15 protein-coding genes are annotated in these 16,536 nt (G+C 69.6%); all 15 read left to right on the plus strand.

The window, feature by feature from the left end:
* Positions 1–33 precede the first annotated feature (33 nt).
* The 15 genes from AAF604_02770 to AAF604_02840 all read left to right on the plus strand — a co-directional run bounded on the left by AAF604_02770 (position 34) and on the right by AAF604_02840 (position 16,347).
* Positions 34–330 (plus strand): hypothetical protein, encoded by a 297-nt coding sequence (locus tag AAF604_02770; GenBank protein MEM7048549.1) that lies wholly within the window; start codon positions 34–36, stop codon positions 328–330.
* A complete protein-coding gene (locus tag AAF604_02775; GenBank protein MEM7048550.1) occupies positions 327–2,084 on the plus strand; it encodes a penicillin-binding protein 2 in 1,758 nt (585 codons plus the stop codon). The genes AAF604_02770 and AAF604_02775 overlap by 4 nt, the downstream gene beginning before the upstream one ends.
* Complete coding sequence (locus AAF604_02780) at positions 2,081–3,568, plus strand: UDP-N-acetylmuramoyl-L-alanyl-D-glutamate--2,6-diaminopimelate ligase (GenBank protein ID MEM7048551.1); 1,488 nt, start codon at positions 2,081–2,083, stop codon at positions 3,566–3,568. Before AAF604_02775 ends, AAF604_02780 begins: the two co-directional genes overlap by 4 nt.
* Positions 3,561–4,955 carry a UDP-N-acetylmuramoyl-tripeptide--D-alanyl-D-alanine ligase gene (murF, locus tag AAF604_02785; protein MEM7048552.1) on the plus strand — a complete coding sequence of 465 codons (1,395 nt, stop codon included), beginning with the start codon at positions 3,561–3,563 and terminating at the stop codon, positions 4,953–4,955. Before AAF604_02780 ends, murF begins: the two co-directional genes overlap by 8 nt.
* Positions 4,955–6,040, plus strand: coding sequence for a phospho-N-acetylmuramoyl-pentapeptide-transferase (gene mraY, locus AAF604_02790; protein ID MEM7048553.1), 1,086 nt, complete (start codon positions 4,955–4,957; stop codon positions 6,038–6,040). The genes murF and mraY overlap by 1 nt, the downstream gene beginning before the upstream one ends.
* Positions 6,037–7,470, plus strand: coding sequence for a UDP-N-acetylmuramoyl-L-alanine--D-glutamate ligase (gene murD, locus AAF604_02795; GenBank protein MEM7048554.1), 1,434 nt, complete (start codon positions 6,037–6,039; stop codon positions 7,468–7,470). The genes mraY and murD overlap by 4 nt, the downstream gene beginning before the upstream one ends.
* On the plus strand, positions 7,448–8,533 hold the full coding sequence (gene ftsW / locus AAF604_02800) for a putative lipid II flippase FtsW (protein ID MEM7048555.1): 1,086 nt from the start codon (positions 7,448–7,450) through the stop codon (positions 8,531–8,533). Before murD ends, ftsW begins: the two co-directional genes overlap by 23 nt.
* Positions 8,530–9,648: an undecaprenyldiphospho-muramoylpentapeptide beta-N-acetylglucosaminyltransferase gene (gene murG, locus AAF604_02805; protein MEM7048556.1), complete on the plus strand. Its 1,119-nt coding sequence runs from the start codon at positions 8,530–8,532 to the stop codon at positions 9,646–9,648. Before ftsW ends, murG begins: the two co-directional genes overlap by 4 nt.
* Positions 9,645–11,042 carry a UDP-N-acetylmuramate--L-alanine ligase gene (murC, locus tag AAF604_02810; GenBank protein MEM7048557.1) on the plus strand — a complete coding sequence of 466 codons (1,398 nt, stop codon included), beginning with the start codon at positions 9,645–9,647 and terminating at the stop codon, positions 11,040–11,042. Before murG ends, murC begins: the two co-directional genes overlap by 4 nt.
* On the plus strand, positions 11,039–11,860 hold the full coding sequence (locus AAF604_02815; protein MEM7048558.1) for an FtsQ-type POTRA domain-containing protein: 822 nt from the start codon (positions 11,039–11,041) through the stop codon (positions 11,858–11,860). The genes murC and AAF604_02815 overlap by 4 nt, the downstream gene beginning before the upstream one ends.
* A 25-nt stretch (positions 11,861–11,885) precedes the next feature.
* Positions 11,886–13,121 (plus strand): cell division protein FtsA, encoded by a 1,236-nt coding sequence (gene ftsA / locus AAF604_02820; protein ID MEM7048559.1) that lies wholly within the window; start codon positions 11,886–11,888, stop codon positions 13,119–13,121.
* Between the two features lie 124 nt (positions 13,122–13,245).
* A complete protein-coding gene (gene ftsZ / locus AAF604_02825; protein ID MEM7048560.1) occupies positions 13,246–14,577 on the plus strand; it encodes a cell division protein FtsZ in 1,332 nt (443 codons plus the stop codon).
* A 104-nt stretch (positions 14,578–14,681) separates the two neighbouring features.
* A complete protein-coding gene (locus AAF604_02830; protein MEM7048561.1) occupies positions 14,682–15,254 on the plus strand; it encodes a hypothetical protein in 573 nt (190 codons plus the stop codon).
* A gap of 74 nt (positions 15,255–15,328) precedes the next feature.
* On the plus strand, positions 15,329–15,757 hold the full coding sequence (locus AAF604_02835) for a hypothetical protein (protein ID MEM7048562.1): 429 nt from the start codon (positions 15,329–15,331) through the stop codon (positions 15,755–15,757).
* Positions 15,758–15,801: 44 nt separating this feature from the next.
* Positions 15,802–16,347 carry a L,D-transpeptidase family protein gene (locus tag AAF604_02840; GenBank protein MEM7048563.1) on the plus strand — a complete coding sequence of 182 codons (546 nt, stop codon included), beginning with the start codon at positions 15,802–15,804 and terminating at the stop codon, positions 16,345–16,347.
* The last annotated feature ends 189 nt before the right edge of the window (positions 16,348–16,536 follow it).

Below are 16,536 nucleotides of genomic sequence, written 5' to 3' on the forward strand. Positions count from 1 at the left end.
GCCTACCGGCGTCCGGTCGAGAACGACTATCTCGTGCGTGAGCGCGATCGCCGCCGGCTGCGCGAGCTGGCGGTGGTGTTGGCGTTGGTGGTGCCCCTCGGCCTCGGCCTGCTGGCCTTCACCTGGCTGCATCTCCAGGTGCTCGAAACCGGCTATCGGGTGGATCGCCTCGAAAAGGCGCTGCACGAGAAGTCCCGTCGCCAGAAGCAGCTCGAGCTCGAAGCGACCTATCTGTCGAGTCCCCATCGGGTCGAGGCGCGGGCCAGCGAGGAGCTCGGCATGGTGCCTTCCTCCGTCGACCAGGTGTTGTTCTGGGGAGAGCTGCGGTGAAGGGTCGCCTGCGCTTTCTGGTGGTGGGGGTGGTGCTGTGGTGCGTCGCCTTGACCGCTCGGCTGGTGGCGCTGCAGGTGGTGCAGCACGACCAATATGGCGAGAAGGCGCGTCGGCAGCAGCAGCGGGTGGTCGAGACGGCGCCGGCCCGCGGCGCCATTCTCGACGCCCGGGGGCGCTCCTTGGCGGTCTCCGTTCCGGTGCACTCGGCGTGGGCCGATCCGGCCAAGATCTCGGATCAGGATCGCCCGCAGGTGGCGCGCTCGATCGCCGCGGTGCTCGAGCTCGACCCCGCCAAGGTGGCGGCCAAGCTCGCCGAAGACCGGGAGTTCGTCTATTTGGCACGCAAGCTCGACCCGCCGCGGGTGGCGGAGCTTCGCCAGCTCGACCTGCCCGGCGTCGGCTTCCAGGAAGAGAGCAAGCGCTATTACCCCAACCGGCGTCTGGCGGCGTCGGTTCTGGGGTATGTCGGCACCGACAATCAGGGGCTCGCCGGCCTCGAGCTCGAGTACGAGAGCTCGGTGACCGGTGAGGTCGGCCATCGCACGGTGCTGCGCGATGCCCGGCGGCAGGCGGCGGTGTCGCCGAATCTCGACGGCTCGGCGGCTCGGCCGGGCAACGATCTCGTGCTCACCCTCGACGCTTCGATCCAGCATCACGTCGAGCGCGAGCTCGGCAAGGCCATCGCGCGCTTCAAGGCTCGCGCCGGCCAGGCGGTGGTGCTCGATCCCTCGACCGGTGCCGTGCTGGCGCTGGTTTCGCTGCCCGCCTTCGACCCCAACCACTTCGGCGAGGCCACTGCCGAGGAGCGCCGCAACAACGCCATAGAGACCGCCTACGAGCCGGGATCGACCTTCAAGATGGTTACCGCCGCCGCCGCCCTGTCGGCCAACCTGATCGACCCCGGTGACGTCCTCGATTGCGAGATGGGTGGCATCAACTTCGGCCGCACGCGCATCAAGGACCACAAGCCCTTCGGTGAGCTCACCTTCCGTGAGGTGATCGCGAAGTCGAGCAACGTGGGGGCGATCAAGACCGGCTTGCGGGTCGGGGAGGAAGGCCTCCACGAGGCGGTGCGAGCCTTTGGCTTCGGTCGCAAGACGGGGATCGATCTGCCCGGCGAGAGCTCCGGCATCGTCCATCCCCTGGAGCGTTGGTGGAATCTCAGCGAGGCCTATGTCTCCTTCGGCCACGAGATCTCGATCACGCCGCTGCAGCTCGCCTCGGCCTTCGCCGCGATCGCCAACGGCGGCGTTCTCTACCGTCCGTACATCGTGGCCGAGGGCCGCTCGCCGGCGGGGGTGTCGCATCGCGCCGAGACCGAGATCATCGGTCGGCCGGTGTCTTCGGGCATTGCCCGCGAGGTCGAGCGCTTGCTCGAAGGCGTCGTTCTCGAGGGCGGCACCGGCAAGGCCGCGGCCATCCCTGGCTACACGGTGGCCGGCAAGACCGGCACCGCCCAGAAGGTGTCGCCCAACGGCCAGTATCTGCCGGGGCGCTACGTGGCGAGCTTCGCCGGATTCGCTCCGGCGCGCCGGCCGGCGGTGGTGGCGGTGGTGGTGGTCGACGAGCCGCAGCCGCCTTGGTACCACGGCGGTGACGTGGCGGCGCCGGTGTTCTCGGCCATGATCGAGCCGATCTTGCTCTACCTCGGGGTGCCGCCGGAGCGCCCGCGGCCGCAGCGCTGGCCCGGCGAGACTCCGGAGGTGGCGGCGCAGGGGGTGGCCGAAGGCGCGGGAGGACAGCCGTCGTGAAGCTTCGCGAGCTGTTCGCCGACCAGCCCGTCGTCGGCCGCGACCAGGCCGCCGACACCGAGGTGACGGGGGTCAGTCACGACTCCCGGCGGGTGGCGCCGGGGGACCTCTTCGTCGCCTGGCAGGGGGAGCGCTTCGACGGTGCCGAGTTCGCGCCCCAGGCGATCGCTGCCGGCGCTCGCGCCGTGCTCGCCGCCACCGCCAGCGCCCGGCCCGCCGGCACCGAGGCCGTGCCCTGGCTGACGGCGGATGATCCCCATCGCCTGCTGGCGCCGCTGGCGGACCGCCTGTGGAATTGGCCTGGGCGTGAGCTGCGGGTCGCCGGCGTCACCGGCACCAACGGCAAGTCGACGGTGGTCGCCCTGCTGCAGTCGATCCTGACCCGAGCCGGCTGGCCGTGCGGCATCTTCGGCACCCTCGGCTACGGCTTCGGCGAATGGGTCGAGAGCGCTGCCCGCACCACGCCGGAAGGGTCCGACCTCTTCCGCCTGCTGCGCCGCATGGCCGATTCTGGCGCCGCCGCGGTGGCGATGGAGATGTCGTCCCACGCCCTCGCCCTGGGGCGCCTGGGAGAGCTCGCCCTCGACCTCGCCGTGTTCACCAACCTGACCCGCGACCATCTCGACCTCCACGGCGATCTCGAGAGCTACTTCCAGGCCAAGGCCGCGATCTTCGATCGCTTGCGCGATGGCGGTGTCGGGGTGGTCAATGTCGACGATTCCTTCGGCCGGCGGATGGTCGAGGAGCGTCCCGGCCTGCGCACCTACTCGGCCCAGGGGGCGGCGGCGGATGTCGCCGTGGTCGATGCCCATCTCGACCTCACCGGCACCCGCGCCACCCTGCGGACGCCGCGCGGCGATCTGGCCTTTCGCTCGCCCCTCCTCGGGCGCTTCAACCTCGCCAACCTGGTGGCCGCCGCCGCCGGTGCCGAAGCCCTCGGCGTGGCCCACGAGGTGATCGCCGACGGCCTCGCCGAGGTGGCGCCGATCACCGGCCGCATGGAGCGCGTTTCGGCGCCGGACGATCTGCCGGTGTTCGTCGACTACGCCCACACCGAAGAGGCTTTGCGCGCCGCCCTCAGCTCGCTGGCGGAGATCACCGGCCGCTCGTTGATCGTGGTCTTCGGCTGCGGCGGCGATCGTGACCGCGGCAAGCGCCACACCATGGGACGCATCGCCGGCGAGCTCGCCGAGCTCCCGATCGTGACCTCCGACAACCCACGCGGCGAGGATCCCCACGACATCCTGGCGGAGGTCGAGAAGGGACTGGCCGAGAGTGGCAATCGGTCCTACCGAGTGGTGCCCGACCGGCGCGAGGCGATTCGCCGGGCGATCGCCGTGGCGCGCGACGATCAGGCGGTGTTGATCGCCGGCAAGGGCCACGAGCAGGTGCAGACGATCGGCGACCGCGAGATTCGCTTCAGTGACCACGAAGAGGCCCGACGGGCTCTCGAAGGGAGGTGCGGTGAGGCGGTCCGTGGCTGAGGCGGCAGCAGCGATGGGGGCGACCGGCGTCAGCATGGCCGGGGCGGTCTACGAAGGGGTGGCGATCGACTCCCGGCGCATCCGCGGCGGCGAGCTGTTCTTCGCCCTCGCCGGCGAGCAGACGGACGGCCATCGTTTCGTGACCTCGGCGCTGCGCTCCGGAGCCGCCGCGGCGGTGGTGCATCGCCCCGTCGATGCGCCGTCCGATGCGGTGCTGATCCAGGTGGAGGACACCTACCAGGCGCTCCACGATCTCACTCGGGCGGTGCGCCGGCAGGTGCCCGAACGGCTGGTGGCGATCACCGGCTCGGCCGGCAAGACCTCGACCAAGGAGCTGCTGGCGCGAGTGTTGGCGAAGCGGTTCCGGGTCGCCAAGAGCCCCGGCAACCTCAACAACCTCTACGGCTTCCCGCTGGCGCTGCTCAACATTCCCGAAGACAGCGAGTGGATGGTGGCGGAGATGGGCATGTCGACCCCCGGCGAGCTCGGCCAGATCAGCCGCCTGGGGAAGCCCGAGGTGGTGCTGTTGACCAATGTCCGACCGGCCCATCTGGAGTTTTTCGGCACCCTCGAGGCGATCGCCGAAGCCAAGGCGGAGATCCTCGAAGGCCTCACCCGAGGCGGCATCGTGGTGGCCAATGCCAGCGATCCCCAGGTGCGGCGGGTGGTGCGTCGTTTCGCCGACAGCGGCGAGGTGCCGAGTCGGGTGGTGTGGTTCGGTAGCCCGGGGGCGCCGGAGACCCTCAGCGCCTGGGCCGAGGATCTGGCACCGCTGACCGGTGATCGGCCGGGATGCCGCTTTCGGCTGCGCCTGGGCGAGCGCGAGATCGCTGTCGAGCTACCGCTGATCGGTCGCCACAACGTCGACAACGCGGTCGCCGCGGCCGCCTGTGCCTCTGCCCTCGGGGTGCCGATGGAGGAGATCGCGGTCGCCCTCGGTGAAGCCGAGCCCGCCGCCGGCCGCGGCGAAGTCCACGATCTGCCCGGCGGTGGTCGGCTGATCGACGACTCCTACAACTCCAATCCGGAGGCGGCGGCTGCCGCCTTGAGTGCCGTGGCCGCGTTGGGCTCCGGGCGCCGTTGGGCGGTGCTCGGCGAGATGCGCGAGCTCGGGCCGGAAACGCCCCGGTTCCATCGCGAGACCGGCCGCCACGCCGCCGAGGCGGGCTTCTCGCCGGTGATCGGGGTGGGGGAGCTGGCGCGCGACCTGGTGGCCGGCGCCAAGGAGGCCGGAGCGGTCACTCATTGGTTCGCCGATGCCGCCGCCGCCGCGTCCTTCGCCGCCGCCGAGCTCGGGGCCGGCGACACGGTGCTGATCAAGGGATCTCGCGGCGTCGCCCTCGAGGCGGTGGTCGAGCGCTTGCGCCTGGCCGGAGGGGAGGCCTGATGCTCTACCACCTCCTCTATCCGCTGAGCGAGCAGTTCGCGATCTTCAATGTCTTCCGCTACATCACCTTCCGGGGCGCCGGGGCGATCGTGACGGCGCTGTTGATCTCGCTGCTCCTCGGGCCGCGCTTCATCCGCACCCTGCGGCGATTGAGCGTCGGCCAGAACATTCGCGACGTCGGACCGGAGCAGCACCACATCAAGGCCGGCACGCCCACCATGGGCGGCCTCCTGATCATCTTTTCGGTGGTGGTGTCGACGCTGCTGTGGGCCAACCTCACCAACTACTACGTCTGGATCGCCGTCGGGGTGACGGTGGCCTTCGCCGCGGTGGGCTTCGCCGACGATTACATGAAGGTGCGCAACCGTCGCAACCTCGGCCTGACGGCACGCAGCAAGTTCATCCTGCAGGTGCTGGCGGCGGGCCTGGCGGCGGTGGCGTTGCGCGCCTTGCCCCATCCCTACGACTTCAGCGACACCCTCGCCTTCCCCTTCTTCAAGCAGGTGGTGCTGCCCCTCGGCCTGGCCTATGTGCCCTTCGTCGCTTTCGTGCTGGTGGGTTCGTCGAACGCCGTCAACCTGACCGACGGCCTCGACGGCCTGGCCATCGGCGTGACCCTGATCGCGGCGTCGACCTACGCCGTCTTCACCTATGTCGCCGGCAACCGCGTGGTGGCGAGCTATCTGCAGGTCGAGTACGTCGCCGGTGCCGGGGAGGTCACCATCTTCTGCGCCGCCCTGGTCGGGGCGGGGGTCGGGTTCCTGTGGTTCAACGCCCATCCGGCGGAAGTCTTCATGGGGGATGTCGGCTCGCTCTCCATCGGGGCCGCCATCGGCATCGTGGCGGTGCTCGCCAAGCAGGAGATCGTGCTGGTGCTGGTGGGCGGCATCTTCGTTCTCGAGGCCCTGTCGGTGATCTTGCAGGTGGCGTCCTTCAAGCTCACCGGCAAACGGGTGCTGCGCATGGCGCCCCTGCATCACCATTTCGAGCTCGCCGGTTGGGCCGAGCCCAAGATCATCGTTCGCTTCTGGATTTTGGCCGGCCTCTGCGCCCTGTTCGGCCTCTCGACCCTCAAACTGCGATGAACACCAACGGCTCCTCCCCGTCCTGGCCTCCCGCCCACTGGCGGCAAGTGCTGGTCTACGGCCTGGGTGTTTCCGGCGTCGCCGCCATGCGCTTGCTGCGCGCCCACGGCGTCGCGGTGATCGGTGTCGACCGCCGCAGCGCCGAGGCCCTGGCCCTCGAGGAGGGACCGGACTTCCGGCTGCTGGCGGGCTGCGACCCGCAGACCTTGCCCGATTCGGTGGATGCCGTGATCCTCAGCCCGGGCGTGCCCCTCGATCGTCCCTTGCTGGCCTCGGCTCGCCAGCAGGGGGTGCCGGTGCTGGCGGAGGTCGAGCTCGCCTATCCGCTGGTCAGCGGACTGCTGGTGGCGATCACCGGCTCGAACGGCAAGAGCACGACCACCGCTCTCACCGGCGCCATGCTGCGCGCCGCCGGCCGCGAGACGGAGGTCTGCGGCAACATCGGCGAGCCCTTGACGGCGCGCGTCGAGGGCACCGCCGAGCGCGCCTTCGTGGTCGAGCTGTCGAGCTTTCAGCTCGAGACCGTCGAGCGCTTCCGGCCGGCTGCCGCGGCGCTCCTCAACGTGGCTCCGGACCACCTCGACCGCTATCCCGATCTCGACGCCTATGCCGCCGCCAAGGCCCGCATTTTCAGCCGCCAACGCCGCGGCGATCTCGCGGTGCTGAACGCCGAAGATTCCTACGGACAGCGCATCGCTGCCGATCTCGCCGGCGGCGAGGGGCCACGACTGCGCTGGTTCTCGTCGCGACGGCGGGTCGAAGACGGCTGCTGTCTGGACGACGATCGGATCCTCGAGGTGGCCCCGGGAGAGGAGCCGATCGAGCTCTTCCGACGCTCCGAGGTGCCCCTCGCCGGCCTGCACAACCTCGAGAACGCCATGGCGTCGGCCTTGCTGGCGCGCGCCGTTGGCGCTTCGCCGGAGGCGGTCCGGCGTGGCCTGGCGAGCTTCCGGGGGCTGCCCCATCGCATGCAGCGCATCGCCCACCAGCGCGGCGTCGCCTGGTATGACGACTCCAAGGGCACCAACGCGGCGGCGACCCTCAAGTCCCTCGAAGATCTGCCCGACGGGGCTGTTCATCTGATTTTGGGCGGTCAGTCGAAGGGCGACGATCCGGCGGTGTTGGCGCCGATGGTGGCGCGCAAGGCTCGGCGCGTCTATCTGATCGGCGAGGCCGCGTCGCAGCTGGCGGTGGCCCTCGACGGGGCGGCTCCCCTCGAGCCCTGCGGCACCCTCGAGCGGGCCGTCGCATCGGCCGCGTCGCGGGTTCAGCCCGGCGATCTGGTGCTGCTTTCGCCGGCCTGTGCCAGCTTCGATCAATTCCGCAGCTTCGCCCACCGCGGCGAGCGCTTCCAGCAGCTGGTCGCCGAAGTGGTCGCCGGCACCGAACGACGGGTAGGAGGGCCCCATGGCGAAAAAGCTCGCCTTTGATAAATGGCTCTTCACCGTCATCGTTGCGCTCCTCGGCTTTGGCTTGATCATGGTGTATTCGGCCAGTGCTGCGGTGGCGCGCGATCACGGTCAGGGGATCAATCCCTTCCTCCTCAAGCAGGGGGTGGCGGCGGTCGTTGGTCTGCTGCTGATGGTGGCCCTGATGCACTTCGACTATCGCCGCTTCCGGCCGATGGTGGTGGTCTACGGCCTGCTCTGCCTGTCGCTGGCTTCGCTGGTGGCGGTGCTGTTCTCGCCGGAGCTCAACGGCACCAGCCGCTGGTTCTTCATCGGTCCCTTCTCGCTTCAGCCCTCGGAGGGAGCGAAGATCGTGCTGGTGCTGTTTCTGGCCTACCAGCTCGATCGCAAGATCGAGCGCGTCAACCAGCCTCAGCTACTGGTGCCCTGTGGTCTGGTGGCGGGGCTGTGCGCCTTTCTGGTGCTGCTGGAGCCGGACCTCGGAAACGCCGTCCTGATGTTGACGGTGACCTTCGTGCTGGTCTTCCTCGCCGGTCTCGCCTGGCGCTACCTGTTCGCCGCCGGGGTGGTGCTGGCGCCGCTGATCTGGTTCCTGGTGATCTCGGTGCCCTACCGGCGGCAGCGCCTGTTCGCCTTCCTCGACCCCGAGAAGGATCCCCTGGGGAGTGGCTTCCAGGCCCTGCAGTCGCTGATCGCGGTGGGCTCCGGCGGAGTCTTCGGGCTTGGCTTGGGCGACAGCATGCAGAAGCAGTACTTCCTGCCCCATCCCCATTCGGACTTCGTCTACGCCATCGTCGCCGAGGAGCTCGGCCTGATCGGCGCTCTCGGGCTGGTGGCGCTGTTCATGGTTTTCCTCTGGCGCGGCGTGCGCGCCGGCCTGCGGGCGCCGGACACCTTCGGCCGCTACCTCGCCTGGGGCTTGACCGCCACCATCGTCATCCAGGCGATGATCAATGCCAGCGTCGCCGTCGCGCTGCTGCCCACCAAGGGCATTCCTCTGCCGCTGATCTCCTATGGCGGATCGTCGTTGGTGGCCACCCTGGCCGCCTGCGGTCTGCTGCTCAACATCTCGGAGCACTCATGACGGCGGCGCCGGACAAGCTGGCCTACTTTGCCGGCGGCGGCACCGCCGGGCACGTCTTCCCGGCCCTGGCGATCGCCGACGAGCTCGAGGCGCGCGGCTGGCGCACCCGCTTCACCGGCTCGCCCCAGGGCCTCGAGGCGCGCCTGGTGGAGGAGCGCGGCGGGGTCTTCGACGCCTTGCCGGCGCGGCCCCTGGTCGGACGCGGGCCGTGGAGCCAGGTCAAGGCACTGTTCACCGTCGGGCGCTCGGCCCTCAAGGCCGCCGGCCGAATCCGGCGCCTCCAGGTGGCGGTGGTGGTCGGCACCGGCGGCTACGTCTCGGCGCCGGCGATGATCGGCGGTCGCCTCGCCGGCCGGCCGAGCCTGCTGGTGGAGCCCAATGCCGAGGCCGGCGTGGCCAACCGCTGGCTGTCGCGCTGGGCGAGTGGTGCGGTGGTGGCGTTCCCCCAGACCGTCGACCGGCTGCAGTGTCCGGCCTGGGTGACGGGAGTGCCGGTGCGGAGCGTCTTCCACGACGTTCCGGACCGTGCCGTCGATCCTTCGGCGCTGCGCCTGCTGGTCCTCGGCGGCAGTCAGGGAGCGGTGCAGCTCAATCGCGAGGTGCCGCGCGCCTTGGCGACCCTCGGCGAGCGCTTTGCTGGCCTGCGGGTTCTCCACCAGGCCGGTCGCGAGAAGGTCGAAGCCGCCCTCGAGGCCTACGGCGAAGCCGGTCTCGACGCCGGCACCGGCTCGGAGAAGCAGTTCCAGATCACCGGTTTTCTCGCCGATGTCGCTGCCGAGATGGCCGCCAGCGATCTCCTGATCTCGCGCGCCGGGGCGATGACGACGGCCGAGATCTGTGCCGCCGGCCGCGCCTCGGTGCTGGTGCCCCTGTCCCTGGCGGGGGGCCATCAGATGAACAACGCCCGCCATCTCGCCGATGCCGGTGCCGCGCTGGTGGTGTCCTCCGAGGACGCCGACGGTGGCCGCCTGGCGGAGGTGCTGGCCCCGGTGCTGGCGGATGCCGAGCGCTTGGCGGTGATGGGGCGGGCGGCGCGCCAGCTCGCCCCGCGCGGGGCCGCCGGTGCCATCGCCGATCACATCGACGCCCTCGCCAACGATCGGAGGGCGGCATGATCTTTCAGCGCTTCGGCCTGCGCCGGCTGCACTTCGTCGGCATCGGCGGCACCGGCATGAGCGGCATCGCCGAGGTTCTCCTCGACAACGGCTTCGAGGTCAGCGGCAGCGATCTGGTGGCGTCCGAGGTGACGGCCCGGCTGGAGCGCCTCGGAGCCCGGATCTGCCAGGGCCACGCGGCCGAGAACCTCAACGGTGGTGTCGATCTGCTGGTCATCTCCTCGGCCGTTTCCGAGGACAACCCGGAAGTGCGCGCTGCCCGCGGTCGCGGCATCACGGTGGTGCGGCGGGCCGAGATGCTCGCCGAGCTGATGCGCCTCAAGTACGGCGTCGCCGTCGCCGGCACCCACGGCAAGACCACCACCACCTCGCTGGTCGGCACCGTGCTCACCGAAGCCGGCCTCGATCCGACGGTGATCGTCGGCGGTCGGGTGCGCGCCCTCGGCACCGGCGCACGTCTCGGCCAGAGCGACTATCTGGTGGCCGAGGCGGACGAGTTCGATCGCAGCTTCCTGCGCCTCCATCCGGTGATCGCGGTGGTGACCTCGATCGATCGCGAGCACCTCGACACCTACCCCGATCTCGATGCCATTCGCGACGCCTTCGAGGAGTTCGCCAACCGCGTGCCTTTCTTCGGCCGCGTCATCCTGTGCCTCGATGATCCCAACATTCAGTCGCTCTTGCCGGCCCTGCGCGAGCGCCGCGTCGTCACCTACGGCCTGTCGCCGCAGGCCGAGCTCGCCGCCTTCGATCTCGAGGCCATCGGTCATGGCATGCGCTTCAAGGTGCGCAGCTCGCAGCACGGCTTGCTGGGGCGGGTCGACCTGCCCATGCCCGGCGAGCACAACGTGCGCAACGCCCTGGCGGCGGTCGGCGTCGGCCTCGCCATGGAGCTCGATTTCGTTCGCATCAGCGAGGCCCTGTCGACCTTCGGAGGGGTCCACCGTCGCTTCGAGCGTCTCGGCCGCTGGCGCGGCGCCGACGTCGTCGACGACTACGCCCACCATCCCACGGAGGTGGTGGCGACCCTGCGAGCGGCGCGCCAGAGCTATCCCAAGGCGCGCGTCCACGCGGTCTTCCAGCCCCATCTCTACTCGCGCACCCGCGACCAGGGAGAAGCCTTCGGACGCGCCTTGCTGGAAGCCGACCGGGCTCTGGTGACGGACATCTACGGCTCGCGCGAAGACCCCCTCGAGGGGGTCTCGGCGCAGCTCATCCTGGACGCCGCCAAGGCCAGCGGTCACCGCCAGGTGGTGCACTGCCCGCGCTGGCAGGACGCCCCGGCTTTGCTCGCCGACGACATCGCCGCGGGCGATCTGGTCATCACCCTCGGCGCCGGCGATATCTACAAGCTCGGCATCGCCCTGGTCGAAGAGGAAGGAGGCTCGTCGTGAGCGACGATCCGCGGCAGCGGCCGAGTACCGTCCTCGGGCCGGTGCGCCCGACCGGTGGTCAGGTGCTGCCCTTCCGCCGCCGGGCGGTCAAGCCGAAGCGCAAGAAGCGCAGCCTGGCGCTCTCCCTGTGGCGGCCCTTCTCCCTCGCCGTGCTGCTCGTCGGGCTGCCCGTGGCGACCGGGTCTTGGGCCTTGAGCTCGCCGCACTTCGCACTGCGCGAAACGGTGGTCGAGGGCACCGCCCAGGTCACCGACGGCTGGATCGAGCAGTCCCTCGAGCCCTTGGTGGGTCGCAATCTGCTGACCCTCTCGCTGGCCGAGGTCGATACCGCTTTGTCGCGTCATCCCTGGATTGCCGGCCTCGAGGTGTCGAAGGAGCTGCCCCACCGGCTGGTCGTGGCGGTGGTCGAACGGCAGCCGGTGGCGGTGATCGAACGGGAGGGCGAGGACTGGCTGGCGGATGCCTCCGGCGAGCCGATCGAGGCCCTCGCCGGCCGCGCCGCCGCCCGCCTGCCGCGGGTTTCCGGCGGCGGAGACGCGGTGCCCCGGGCCCTCGAGGTGCTCGCCGAGCTCGAGGCCAGTGAGCCGCGCTGGGCCGAGGGAGTGACGGCGGTCGAGGTTTTGTCTGACGGTGGGGCTCGGCTGCACACCGAGTCGCTGCCCTTCCCGCTGCTGGTGCGGGCCGGGCAGATCGCGCCGAAGGCGGGACGCCTGGCGTCCTTGGTTGGGGAAATCGAACTGCGATATCCGGGTCTGGTGGCTCTGGATTTGCGATACGCGGAGCGCATCGTGCTCCGGCCGGCGGGGAACGAAGCATGATTGGAACACGAGACGGGGTGGGCTCATGAGCAAGCCTGAGGACTATTACGTAGGCATCGACATCGGCTCTTCGAAGGTCGGTGTGCTGATCGGTCAGATGGACGATCAGGGCGCCCTCGAGGTGGTCGGCCGTGGCGAGGCGCCCAATCGCGGCACCCGCAAGGGCAACATCGTCAATGTCGAGGCGACCGTCGATGCCCTCAAAGCAGCCAGCGAAGAGGCCGAGGTGATGGCCGGGGTGGAGATTTCGCGCGCCTATGTCGGGGTTGCCGGGGCCGACATCCGCAGCGTCAACGCTCGCGGCATGGTGTCGGTGGCGCGGCGCGACCGCGAGATCACCCGCCAGGACATCCAGCGGGTGCTCGATGCCGCCCAGGCGGCGGCCCTGCCTTCCGATCGCGAGATCCTGCACGCCATCCCGCAGGAGTTCCTGGTCGACGAGCAGGGCGGCATCGGCGATCCGCTGGGCATGCTCGGCAGCCGCCTCGAGGTGACGGTCCACCTGGTGACCGGCAACGTCACCCGCTCGAAGACGCTGCTGACCTGCGTCAACCGGGCCGGCATCGAGGTCATCGAGATGGTCTTCGAGCCGCTGGCTTCGGCGTCGGCGGTGCTGACGCCGGACGAACGCGAGCTCGGCGTGTTGCTGCTCGATATCGGCAGCGGCACCAGCGAGTACGCCCTCTTCCTCGATGCCGAGCCCTACCACAGTGCCGTCCTGCCGATCGGCGCCGGCCACTTCACCAATGACCTGGCGATGGTGCTGCGCACCCCCTTCGCCGAAGCCGAGCGCATCAAGGTGAAAAGCGGCTGTTGCCTCGCCACCATGGTCACCGATCAAGAGGGCGTGGCGGTGCCGAGCGTCGCCGGCGGTGCCGAACGGGTGGTGCCGAAGCGCGAGCTCTGCGGCATCCTGCAGCCGCGGGCCGAGGAGCTCTTCTGCCTGGTGCGGGACGATCTCGGCAAGCACGGCTTCGATGAGCGCCTGCGCGGCGGCGTGGTGCTCACCGGCGGCGGTGCCCAGCTCGACGGGTTGGCCGAGATGGCCTCCCAGATCTTCGATACCGGCGTGCGCTACGGCCTGCCGCGGGGGCTCGGAGGTCTGGTCGACGTGATCAATTCACCGGCCTGGTGTGCCGCCTCCGGACTGTTGCTCTACGGTCGCGACGCCGAGCGCCGGCGCGAGCCGAAGCGCCGACCGACCTTCAGCGTCAAGGGCATGATGGGCAGCCTGCGGGGCATGTTCGAGGACTTGCTGTGAGCCCGGCCCACGATCTCGCTCGGCGCACCGCGCCGCAGCTTCGTTTCTTCCAGCATTCGCCGTGCCCTCGGCGCGGCCCATGGCTTTCGACTTCGCAATTATCGACCCGAGAGGGGGTTAACCCATGATCCTTTTCGAAGACGAGGACGCGCTGCAGGATCTCGACCTGGCGATCAGCCTGGACGAGGACACCGGCGAGACCTTTCCGGCCAAGATCCGCGTGATCGGTGTCGGCGGTGGCGGCGGCAACGCCGTCAACCGCATGATCGACGCCGAGCTGCGCGGCATCGAGTTCATTGCCGCCAATACGGACCTGCAGTCGCTGCAGAAGTGCCGCGCCCCCACCAAGCTGCAGATCGGGCGTCAGCTCACCCGCGGCCTCGGCGCCGGGGCCGACCCGGAGATCGGCCGCAAGGCGGCCCTCGAGGACACCGAGAAGATTCTCGAGTTCCTCGACGGGGCCGACATGATCTTCCTCACCGCCGGTCTCGGCGGCGGCACCGGCGGTGGCGCCGCGCCGATCATCGCCTCCCTGGCGGCTGAGATCGGCGCCCTGACGGTGGCGGTGGTCACCAAGCCTTTCGGTTTCGAGGGCAAGCGCCGCATGCGCTACGCCGAGCAGGCGGTCGAAGAGCTGCGCTCCGCCGTCGACACCCTGATCACCATCCCCAACGAGCGCCTGCTGTCCTTCGTCGAGCGCGGCACGCCCCTGTCGGAGGCCTTCCGCATCGCCGATGACGTGCTGCGCCAGGCGGTGCAGGGCATCAGTGATCTGATCACCGTGCCGGGCGAGATCAACGTCGACTTCGCCGACGTCCGCACCATCATGACCGGAATGGGCATGGCGCTGATGGGCACCGGTATCGCCAAGGGCGAGAACCGCGCCATCGAGTCGGCGCAGCGGGCGATCTCGTCGCCGCTCCTCGAGGAGACCTCGATTCAGGGCGCGCGCGGCGTCTTGCTCAACATCTCCGGCGGTCACGACCTCACCCTGCACGAGGTCGCCGAGGCGGCGCGCATCATCCAGGAGTCCGTCGACACGGAGGCCAACATCATCTCCGGCATGGTGATCGACGAGACCCTCGACGAGGCCATGAAGGTGACCGTGATCGCCACCGGCTTCGACCATGACGGCGAGGAGCGGGCCGCCAAGGCGCGGCCGAGCCTGCGCCAGGAACCAGTGTTCACCGAGGCGGAGCCGATCCCGCAGCCCCAGCCCCGGACTCCGGCGGCTGCCCAGCGGCCGGTGCAGACGGCGCGCGCGCCGGAGCCGGCGCCGGCTCCGGCAGCCGAGCCGGAGCTCGAAGAGGTGGTCGCGGCGGAGGCTCCGGAGGTGCCCTTCTACCGCAAGGCCATCGCCCACAACCGCGGCGACGACAGCGGTGGCTATGGACCCAACTGGTCGAGTGTCGACGACTACGACATTCCGACCGTACTGCGCAAGCAGATGGACTGAGCCGCCGCCCGGCAGGAGGTGAGCAGGGGGTCTGCCGGCTCCCTGCCGGTCGTCCTCCCGCCGAGCGGGCCGATCAAGCCCTCGTGCCTCGCGGGAGCGCCGTCATGGACGACAATCAGCGCCGAGAACGCCGCTACTGGATGGTGGCGTTCGCCGTCTTGGGATCGGTCTACGTCAGCGCCGGCTTCGTCCGGCCGGTCGCCAACTTTCTGCGTGACCAAGGGCTGCTGCGGGTCACCGTCGGGGGTCTGTTCGCCGCCACCGGCCTCGCCCTGGTGCTGTGGCTGTGGCGTCGTGGAGTACGACCGCGCCGCCACGAGGTCATCGTCTATGCCCTGCTGGCGCTGGTCTACGGCTTCATCGTCTGGCGTATGCACCTCCCGGAAGAGGCCCTCCACTACCTCGAGTACGGCCTCTTCGGAGCCCTCGCCTTCGAGGCCCTCGGTTGGCGCTTCCGCCGCACCCGGCCGGCCACGCCGCGCCGCAATCGCCTCTGGCTGGCCTTTGCTGGTGCCGTCGGCTTGACCCTGATCGGCGGTTGGGGCGAAGAAATCCTGCAGCACTTTCTCCCGGAGCGCTACTACGACCTGCGGGACGTGGTGATCAACGCCACCGCCGGCTTCCTCGGGGCCGCGGCGGGCTTGGCGCGGGAGCTGCTGGCGGAGCGGAGCTCCTGAAGCGGGCGGAGGGAACCTCCTCGGCGACAGGGCGGCGAAAGAGTCGCGGCTTTCTGCGTTGGGCGACTCGGCTGGTGATCGCCGGCTTCGCCCTCGCGGCTGCAGGACTGTTCTACACCAGCTCGTTGGCGGGAGTCGACGACGCCACCGTCGGTGTCTATCGCGCTCTGAAGGCGGAGCTCGAGGAGCGCGGGCATCAGCCGCGGCTGTGGGTGCTGAGCGGTCGGCGGTTCGCCCTCGACAACGCGCTCCTCACCCAATGGAGCGGCGCCAGTCGTAACAGCCTTCATCTGCGCGGCGATGCCATCGACCTACTGGTGCTCGATGTCGACGGCGATGGTCGCAGCGACGGCCGGGACGTCGACATCGTCTACCGAATTCTCGATCGCTCGTTGATCCGCGATGCCGGTGGCGTCGGCACCTACAAGGGCGAGGCCGATTTCTTCAGCCGCCAGATGGTGCATTTCGATCTGCGCGGACACCGGGCTCGCTGGCACCGTTAGGCCGCCGTGGGAACTCGATCGCGGGTTCGGCGGTCGAAGTGGGTATGGATCGCATGCGTTGCGTGGTACTTCTGCTGGCAGTCTGCTCGCTCTGGTTCTGCATTCCTTGCGGGCTGGCCGCGCCGAGCGATGAGCTGCGTCTCGAGATTCATAAGACTGACCGCAACTTGCGCCTGTGGCGCGGTGAGAAGCTGGTGGCGCGGGTGCCGATCGGCCTCGGCTTCGAGCCGCGAGCCGACAAGCTGCGCGAGGGGGACGGTGCCACTCCGGAAGGCCGTTTCGAGGTCTGCATCAAGAATCCCCAGAGCCAGTACTACCTCTCCCTCGGTCTGACCTATCCCAACGCCGAAGATGCCGCGCGCGGCCTGCGCACCGGGCTGATCGACGAGGCAGACCATCGACGCATCCTGGCAGCCCTCGAGCGCGGCCACTGTCCGCCTTGGGACACCGCCCTCGGCGGCGAGATCTTCATTCACGGTCGCGGTGCCGGGAGCGACTGGACCCTCGGCTGCGTCGCTCTCGACGACGCCGACATGAAACGCCTCTTCGACCTCGTCCCGGTGGGCACGGCGGTCGAGATCAAGCCTTAGCCCGCCCTTCTCACGAGCTTCCGCTGCGCGTCCGTAGGTCCCCGAATCTGCTGCGTTATCCGTCGCCTGCTCTCCTCGCAGTACGTCGAGTACGGCTGCGTCGTGGCAGCGACGGATGCCTTGCATCTTCATGAACCTACGGCCTCTCGCGAGGAAAACTCGTGAGAAGGCCGGGCTAGCCTTGCTCTC

Source organism: Acidobacteriota bacterium, assembly GCA_039028635.1.
Lineage (GTDB): Bacteria > Acidobacteriota > Thermoanaerobaculia > Multivoradales > JBCCEF01 > JBCCEF01.